We start from the raw sequence: 9488 nt of genomic DNA on the forward strand, positions 1-9488 counted from the left end.
CCATTTGGTATGTGCTAAACTGTTATTGACATTATTTTGTTGAGACATTTTAATGTTCCTCCTAATCTATTCTGTTTTTCATCAGCTGGCAGGCTTTTATACAGTTTAGCACATTAGGAGGTTTTTTTTCACCGCTTAAGCTTTTTTGAACCACGCGACTATCGCGTGGTTTTCTTTATACAAAGATAAAACCTCTACACAAAATTAGCAAAGTGTAGAGGTTTTTTATATCATATTGATACCCTCTATCTTCTTTCATGCATACATCTATATATAGAATATTTTTTTGATTTATATCATGATTCTTTCTGAATGCATTTCATACTTTACGATGACAAGCGTTTTTCTTTACAGATACCGTACTCAAGTACATGGAAATGGACTTTAAGTATATCATTGATATTCAACCAATCTGAAAATTTCTGAGATGACTCATTATTCTATTGCTATAAAATGATTATTTTTTCTCCAATTCCTTTGTCAATTGGATAATTTCTTCAATGGCAGAACCGATAAAATGAATTGTATCTAATAGCGGCTTGTCTGTAGTAATATCAATTCCTGCCATTTTAGCTAAATCGACAGGATTTTTAGTTCCTCCAGCTTTCAGTACCTTAATCCAATCTTGTGCTGCAGAACTGCCTTCTTCCTTAATTTTCGTACTCATTTGTGTACCGATGGTAAGACCCGCACTATAAGTATAAGAATATAATCCCATATAGTAATGTGGCTGTCTCATCCATGTCAATTCAGCACCATTATTAATTTCTACATCTTCTCCCCAAAAGTCTTGCAAAACTTTCTTTTTAATCATAGATAAATCTTTTGCTTGTAAAGACTCTCCTCTATCTACTATTTCATACACTTCTCTTTGGTAAGTCGCTTCCAATAAATGTGTTACAAAATTATGGAAGTAGGTATTTGAAATCATATTCGACAAGACCCATCGTTTCATTCTCTTATCTTCACCGACATCTTTTAACAAATAATTCGTTAATAACAATTCATTCATTGTAGAAGGCGCCTCAATAAAATATAGTGACGGCTCTTGGTTCAAATAACTGTTTTCCCTTTGACTCAAAGTAAAGTGTCCCGCATGACCTAATTCGTGTACCAAAGTAAACACTTGGCTCAATAGACCAGTCCAAGACAGTAGAATGAAAGAATTTTTTCCGTATGGTGTCGCACAAAATCCTCCTGTAGATTTTCCGATATTTTGTGCAAAATCCACCCATCTTTCTTCATAAGAAGACATAATTAAATCAGTATATTGTTCTCCTAAAACGGAAAGTGCTCCTCTAACATATTCTTTAGATTCTTCTATTGTGATATGAGGTACAATATCCTTATCTACCGGAATTTTCAAATCTGCAAAAGTAATCTTGTCCAAATCATAAATCTTCTTTAATAGCGCTGCATATTTTCGCATATAAGGGGCAAGTTCCTTCATAATCAAATCAATTTGACGATGATACATATCTTTTGTTACTTTTTGATCTAGTAAAAGATAGTCAAACACAGAATCAAATCCTCTCATTGTAGAGATAATCTTTTCTTTTTGAATATGATTTTGATAATAAAAAGCTGTTGTATTCTGATATTTTTTCAACCCGTTTGAAAAACTCTCAAATGCTGCTCTTCTTATCTTTGAATCGGGATTGTACTGATACATATTTTCATATAAAACATAGCTGTTTGGATATTCTTTTCCATCTACAGTGAATGATTCAAACTCAATATCTGCGATTTTTGTTATTTCATAACCTTTCATACTGCTATTCAAAACAGGTGACAAAGTAGCTAAAGCTTCTTCTACAGAATCATCCAACATATACTTCTTCTTCAGCATAATATCCTCAATATACACACGGTACTCCGGGGCTTTTTCTTTTACTTCCTCCAAAAGATGTGTATCTAAAGAAACAATTTCTTTTTCTAAAAATTTCAAACGCGTTTGCATTTCTGCAGCTTTGCTATAATAAAAACTTTCTCTCTTTTGATGCTGAACATCCGTCATATCTACCGATACGGACAATGTCGCATAGTGTGAAACAACATCATTTAACTCTAACAATTCATTATATTCTCTGATTGCACAGATTACTGTATCAGATGAGATCATTTTGTTCTTATACTTTTTCTCAATATCAACAGACATTTGTACACATTTTTCTAAATCTCTTTCATAGTCTGCTTCTGTTTCATAGAGTCTAGCTATATTCCACTTCAATGACTCAGATATTTCACATCTTTTTTTCATATTTTCCACTATCGTTCATCCTTTCTTTTATCCTATTTTTATCATAAAATCATTATCTTGAAGTAAAGTCATGTTCCATCTTCCATAATGAGTATACCATAAATTATATCTTACCTAAAATATTTATCCTAATTTCATTTACAAATCAGGCGCAATATAATAGAATGAATTTATGTGATTTGATTAACACATAACTATGTTTTTATACAGGTATAAGGAGGAAATAACATGAGTATTAGAATGAATAAAGAAGCTTCAGATGCTTTAAAGGGATTATTAACATCAAAAGGAATCGAAGCAACAGACATCAGAGTATTTGTTGCCGGATTTTCTTGCAGTGGTCCACAATTTAACTTGGCAATCGATCCTGCAAAAGAAGGAGACTATTCAGTTGAAATTGACGGATTCACATTAAGAGTAGAACAAAAATTGATTGATGAATTCGGAGGGTTTGAAATCAAACATTTCAGCGACGGAGATAATTCCGGAATCTACATTGAGCCGGATATCAAACCTCAATCTTCTTGTTCAAGTTGTGGAGGCGGATGTCACTAAAACTCTGTTTTAGAATGATATAATCGTATAAAAAAGATAGGTATATGCATGCATATACCTATCTTTTTTATACTTGAAAATTTATTCAAAAAAACTGAGTCATATTGTTAGAACGATATTCCAACAATATGACTGCTCAAAAAATATCATAGAGTATCATTTTCAAATTATCTTCTATGAAATAACATGAATGTTCCGATATCTACTCTTTTTCAGAATCATTTGTAGTATCTGGAACAGAAGTATCCTCAACATTGATTGGAGTTTCTGAATTACCGACAGTTCTATTGTCAGCATTCACATCAACTGATTTTTCATCATCTGTAGAAACATCTGCCTTTTCAACTACAGTATCCTCCAACAGCAATTTTCCATCAAAAGCTTGCTTAAATTGTTCTGAATCTAATGTTTCATACACCATCAATGCTTTTGCAACATTGTGAAGACGATCTATGTTTTCTTGCAATAGTTTTCTTGCAGTCGCATAAGCCTCATCTACAATAATCTTAATTTCATGATCAATCTGTGAAGCCACTTCCTCTGAATAATTCGGTTTTGTCGTAAAATCTTTTCCAAGGAACACTTCATCCGAAGAATCTCCATATGCCATCGCTCCCAACTTATCTGTCATTGCATAAGTTGTAACCATAGCTCTTGCAATCTTAGCTACTCTTTCCAAGTCATTACTTGCGCCGGTCGACACATCTTCCAAAATAAGTTCCTCTGCTACACGGCCTCCAAGTAGCTCTACCATTTTTTCTTTCAATTCTTGTTTTGTAGTATAATATCTGTCTTCTTGAGGTCTGCTCATAGTAAAACCACCAGCCATTCCTCGCGGAATAATAGTAACCTGATGAACAGGATCACAGTATTTTTGAACTGTTGATAAAATAGCATGTCCAGCCTCATGATATGCAGTTAATTTCTTCTCATCTTCTGTAATAATTCTAGACTTTTTAGCAAGACCGACAATTGTTTTTACAATTGCTTCCTCTATTGTCTGCATTTTAATTTTCAATCCGTTATTTCTTGCTGTCAAAAGTGCTGCTTCATTCATTAGATTTTCAATATCGGCCGCAGTAAAACCTGCAGTTCCTCTTGCAATTACCTTCAAATCAACATCTTCATCCAAAGGTTTCTTTCTAGAATGGACTTTAAGTATTTCTTCTCTTCCTTTTACGTCAGGTACCCCTACCATAACCTGTCTATCAAATCTACCCGGTCTTAATAGTGCCGGATCCAATATATCAGGTCTGTTTGTAGCTGCCATGACAATAATACTTTCATTTACTCTAAATCCATCCATCTCTACCAATAACTGATTTAATGTTTGTTCTCTCTCATCGTGACCACCACCAAGTCCGGCTCCACGCTTTCTTCCTACTGCATCAATTTCATCAATAAAAATAATACAAGGAGATGTCTTTTTCGCTTGTTCAAACAGGTCTCTTACTCTGGAAGCACCGACTCCCACGAACATTTCTACGAAATCAGATCCGGAAATAGAATAGAACGGAACTCCTGCCTCTCCTGCAACAGCCTTACTTAAATAAGTTTTCCCTGTTCCAGGGGGACCGACCATCAAAATTCCTTTTGGAATTCTTGCGCCTAGATTCCAATATTTTTGAGGATTTCTTAAGAAATCCACAATTTCTTTTAACTCTTCTTTTTCTTCTTGCAATCCGGCCACATCGCTAAAGGTAATCTTGATTTCTTGGTTTTCTTGATGCAATTTAGCACGGGACTTTCCAAAACTCATTACCTTGGATCCTCCACCTTGAGCTTGTTGCACAAAGAGGAACCAAAATACCACTACAATCAAAAGTAACATCACCATAGGAAGCAAATCTAAAATCCAATGTGTTTGTGTCGGTTCTTTTACCTTAGATTGTAAAATACCTTGTTGTGTTTGATCCAAAATTTCTTTTGTTAAACCATCTGTTTGTGCCAAATATCCTGCATAAGTAGTAAACTCTTTATCTGAACCGGCCATCCTTCCTTGAATCATACCACTATCTTGTATCTCAACTTCAGATACCTTGTGTTCTAATATACTTTTATAAAACTCTGAAAACGGAATTTTTTCCACTTTCGATGTAGAGTTGCTTTGAATGAATACTAATGACATAATCACAAATATTAGCGCAACATAGAACATTGTTCCCTGTAAAAATTTTTTCAATATAATACCTCCCTATCTTAAATCATTTTCATGTCTTACTGTAATTAGAATAACTTTCCTTGTTGTTTCGTCAATTTTAAATTCTTCACTAATACAATGACCTACAACCCATAGAATATTACCTGCTTCATCACATATAATCGGAATGCGATTTCTCTCTGACAAAGGGACTTTCGCGTCAATAAAAATATTCTTTATCTTTTTGGTTCCTTCTAATCCCATAGGTTTGATTCTGTCTCCGGCCTCTCTGCTTCGAACAAAGAGTTTCCCTGAAATTTTATCCAAGTCAAATGCCTTTTTATAAGTTCCAGTAGACAACACAAAATCCTTGTCTTTGAATAGTACTTTTGTCTCAATCTCAGACGAAATTTCTGCAATATCTATTGTTTCATTTTGACCTAATTCATAAAAAAAGCTCAGAATATCTTTCTTCAATTCTTCGGTTGAAAAGTATAACTCACTTTGTTTTTTATAAACAGTCAAATTCTTAGGCAAATTGATCTGAGCATCTCCATGTCGTTTCGCCAGCTGAATTACATTGTCCAAATGAACAGTTTCAATTCCTTTCAGAGAATGTAACACTGCATTGATTGCATAACGAACACTTCTTTTTTGAATTGTCAAATCTACATCAAAAAAATCGTCCAACTCCAATTTTACAGTATTAGAATTTATCAAGCTATGATTCTCTTCAAAAAAACTCATAGCATTTTGTTCAATATATTGGCTATCTTCTCGAATTGATGCTGACATTCTAAAAATATTTTCCTTAGTTGCCGGATAACACTCTTCCATTAAAGGAATCATACTCAAACGAATCTTGTTTCTCGTATAATTTTCTTCCTGATTTGTTGTATCTACTTGCCATTGAATTCCTTTTTGTTGCAATTCATCTATAATTTCTTTTTTTTGAAAAGATAATAAAGGACGAATAATTCCATTAGACAATTGGTATTCCATACCTTTCAAACCATAAAGTCCCGTCCCTCTCATCATTCGCATCAACACTGTTTCCACCTGATCGTCCAAATTATGTGCAACTGCTATTTTATCTGCATTCAAAACAGTTTTCAGATGAAATAATTTTTTATACCTCACATCACGAGCTGCCTCTTCCATGGTCATCTTCATGGTTTGTGCATATCGAGGGACATCAGTAGAATCCACGAAAAAAGGAATCTCATATTCGTCGCAAAGACTCAAACAATACCATGCATCTCTATGAGCATCCAAACCTCTAATTTGATGGTTCAAATGAAATGCATATAGTTTAATGTCCAATTCTGCCTTTAATTCATGTAACAAATGAAGCAGACATACCGAATCCGGTCCTCCGGAAAGAGCAACAATTACCTTTTCTTTCGGTTGAATCAAATTATTCTCTCTTATTATCTCAAGCATCTTATTTTTTAGACTCATTTACTCATCACCAAACATTATCAAATTTTCTTTGCTTGAATTATCATTTCATTTTTTCCTTCAAAAAAATCCTTCACTGAAATATCATACTGTATAACAGCATGAACTTCAAATGGATTTTCTAAAAAATCTACAGAAATATTCTTTGTTAAAATTTCCATAGACATAGTCCCATAGTCTGTTCTATATTTCGTCTTAAATCTCTTTCCTTTTACAAACACCATCTCCGAAGTCTGATTCCCGAATCTTTTTAATTTCACTTCTCCACTGTCAACAAACTTCAATATAGTTGTTGTACCTTCCAGACCGGATAATTCCGACTCTTTGTATTCTAAATACACTGTGCCGTTTTTAAATACCCCTTTTCCTTGTGTGACAAACTCTATTACTTCCGGTTCTTTCTGATTCGCGAGAAATTGTGTTGTTTTTATTTTAATCAATGCATCTTGCAAGTCCAGCTTCCTTCTTCCCTTACTTATTTTTCTCGTATCTTCTATACGCCAAATCTATCAATCTTTCAATCAACTCTTTTGCTCCGATTCCATCATAATCCATCAACTGTGGATACAAACTAATGGCCGTAAAACCCGGCATCGTATTGATTTCGTTAAAGTAAATCTCTTGTGTTTCTTTATCCATAAAGAAATCAATTCTGGAAAGTCCTTCACACAACATTGCTGTATATGCCTTGCGTGCCATTTCTCTTAGTTCCGTTTCTTTTTCAAGTGATATCGGTGCAGGAATATAAAAATCTGCATCATTCGTCAAATATTTGGAATCATAGTCATAAAATACATCTCTAGGTTTAATGCAACCTACTGTAGAAAAATACGCATCTTGTCCATCTCCCAATGCTGCTATTTCCAATTCCAATGCGTCAATTCCCTTTTCTACAATAACCTTATCGTCATACTTGCTTGCTACCTCGATTGCATGTAACAATTCCTGTTGATTTTCAGCCTTAGAAACACCTACGCTTGAACCCATATTTGCCGGTTTTACAAACAAAGGATATCCTATTTTCTCCATTTCAAGAAGTTTTTCTTCTACAACAACTCCTTTCTGCAATATCACATAAGGAACCTGACGAACACCCTCTAGTCCAACTAACCGTTTTGTAATGTCTTTATCCATACAGATTGCAGACGCAATTGAATTACATCCCACATACGGAATATTGACAAACTCCATTAATCCTTGTAATTTCACATCTTCTCCATTAGGACCATGTAACGCAGGAAACACGACATCGAAGACAATTTTTTCATCTTGTAACTCTAAAGTGAATCTTTCTTCTCCTTTTGAGAAACAAACCTCATTTTTTTCAATAAAATCTGTCCATGTGCAATCTGTTAAATGCTCCTTGTTACATTCATTGATATAGTAATAGTTCCCTAATTTATCAATTCCAATCAAAAATGGTCGATATTTATCTCTATCAACATTCTCAAAAATATACTTTGCAGATCTACAAGAAACCTCATGTTCTTCCGACTTTCCACCAAATAAAATTGCAATATTTTGTTTACTCATTGCTTATCAAGCTCCTTTGTCTATTTTATAGAGATAGAACAGTTTGTTGTTTCTACCTCATATACTTCAGTGTAACGTTCTAAAAAATAATGAGTTGCTTTGCTTCTATTTTCCAAATTTTCAAATATGCCATACACAGTAGAGCCACTTCCAGTCATCATCGCTCTGGAACAAGAAAACTTAGACTCCATATCAAAAATTATTTGCTCTATTTCGGGTACAAACATCTTAGCAGGTTCATACAGAACATTTCCCATAAAAGGATAAATCTCATTATATTTGTTCGCATGAATACATTCTAAAATTTTATCATTATTTGGTATGTTTTTTAAGTGATTTATGTCTAAATTTTGATAGACCGACTTTGTGCTGACTCCTTGATTCGGTTTTACAATTAAAATATGATAAGATACATCAGGCAACTTTTGAAGAGTTTCTCCAATTCCTGTTGCTAAATAAGTCCCTCCAACCAGCATATATGGAACATCTGCCCCTAAATTCAAAGCAAGTTTCAGTAACGCTTCGTGAGATAATTGGCAATGATTCATTTGATTTATTGCATACAAAACTCCCGCAGCATCTGCACTTCCACCTGCCATTCCGGCTTCAACAGGAATGTTCTTATCCAATACAATCTCATATCCCATTCCTGTTTTGGTCATTTGATGGTATAAAGAAACCGCCTTATAAATAATATTATCTTCTCCGGAGGGAATAGATGAATTTCCTATATTTAAAAAAAAGGAATTATCTCCTCTTTTCATAATATATAGCGAATCTTTCAAACTCACTGTCTGCATAATCATAGATACAAAATGGTATCCGTCATCTCTCTTTCCGGTCACATCCAATGAAAGATTTATTTTTCCACAAACATCAAGACTCATCTGCTCCACAATTTGCACTCCTCATCTCATTATAGTCACTTATAATCCGTATTGTTCCATTATACTAATATCTTAGAAATAACACAAACTAAATTTATGTAAAAAATGAAAGTAAAACTATTCTCGATAAATAGTCTACTTTCATTCTGTTATCTATTATGAATATGTTTGTTTTTTAGAATTTTCATTTCGCATCAAAGTCAATTGCACTGTAGATGTCAATATGTCTGCATAACTGTAAGAAACTCTCGTTACATGGTTATCATTACCTTCATAGGAAATAACAAAAACATTTGGATACGTGCATTCCAAAACGCCCTCTTTTTTTTCAAATTTTTTTCTCCCGCGATTTGCTCTGACGATAACATCTCTGCCCAAGTATTTTTCTAAACCGCGTTTAATCTCATCCAGTGTATGATTGTTCACTACGTTTATCACCTTCCTTACACCCCAAATCATTTTAATCTAATTTTTTGATACATTTACTCTAATAACATATCATAATATGGATATATTGTCAAATTATAAATTTTTTATTATATTCTAATTAAACAACGATGTCAACTATAAAACTATAATTTTTATAATTTTCTGGTGTTGGTTAATTGTAAAATGAAAATGAACTAAAAAAATTCCATAGAAAATCACATTT

At 33.5% G+C, this 9488-nt stretch carries 8 protein-coding genes; 1 reads left to right on the forward strand and 7 read right to left on the reverse strand.

The annotated features are described in order from the left end of the window. Nucleotides 1-457 precede the first annotated feature (457 nt). Entirely contained in the window at nucleotides 458-2260 is a 1803-nt protein-coding gene (gene pepF / locus ACO5GE_RS07180) for an oligoendopeptidase F (protein WP_484830244.1), read from the reverse strand. Nucleotides 2261-2488: 228 nt separating this feature from the next. Between pepF and ACO5GE_RS07185 the strand changes: the two genes are divergently transcribed. Next, nucleotides 2489-2815, forward strand: a complete 327-nt coding sequence (locus ACO5GE_RS07185; RefSeq protein ID WP_484830238.1) for an iron-sulfur cluster assembly accessory protein — start codon at nucleotides 2489-2491, stop codon at nucleotides 2813-2815. Nucleotides 2816-3017: 202 nt separating this feature from the next. On the opposite strand, the gene ftsH is transcribed toward ACO5GE_RS07185, so the two are convergent. The 6 genes from ftsH to ACO5GE_RS07215 form a co-directional block, all read right to left on the reverse strand. Continuing rightward, nucleotides 3018-4997 (reverse strand): ATP-dependent zinc metalloprotease FtsH, encoded by a 1980-nt coding sequence (gene ftsH, locus ACO5GE_RS07190; protein WP_484830239.1) that lies wholly within the window; start codon nucleotides 4995-4997, stop codon nucleotides 3018-3020. Between the two features lie 12 nt (nucleotides 4998-5009). Next, the gene (gene tilS / locus ACO5GE_RS07195; protein ID WP_484830240.1) at nucleotides 5010-6416 is read right to left on the reverse strand and encodes a tRNA lysidine(34) synthetase TilS; all 1407 of its coding nucleotides are present in this window, start codon (nucleotides 6414-6416) and stop codon (nucleotides 5010-5012) included. A gap of 20 nt (nucleotides 6417-6436) precedes the next feature. Continuing rightward, nucleotides 6437-6868 carry a YwiB family protein gene (locus tag ACO5GE_RS07200; RefSeq protein ID WP_484830241.1) on the reverse strand — a complete coding sequence of 144 codons (432 nt, stop codon included), beginning with the start codon at nucleotides 6866-6868 and terminating at the stop codon, nucleotides 6437-6439. Between the two features lie 19 nt (nucleotides 6869-6887). After that, a complete protein-coding gene (locus ACO5GE_RS07205; protein WP_484830242.1) occupies nucleotides 6888-7949 on the reverse strand; it encodes a D-alanine--D-alanine ligase family protein in 1062 nt (353 codons plus the stop codon). Between the two features lie 20 nt (nucleotides 7950-7969). Next, complete coding sequence (gene ispE / locus ACO5GE_RS07210; protein WP_484830245.1) at nucleotides 7970-8836, reverse strand: 4-(cytidine 5'-diphospho)-2-C-methyl-D-erythritol kinase; 867 nt, start codon at nucleotides 8834-8836, stop codon at nucleotides 7970-7972. A gap of 156 nt (nucleotides 8837-8992) precedes the next feature. After that, nucleotides 8993-9274, reverse strand: a complete 282-nt coding sequence (locus ACO5GE_RS07215) for a Veg family protein (protein ID WP_484830243.1) — start codon at nucleotides 9272-9274, stop codon at nucleotides 8993-8995. Between the last annotated feature and the right edge of the window lie 214 nt (nucleotides 9275-9488).

It is taken from the genome of Filifactor sp. (assembly GCF_057248345.1).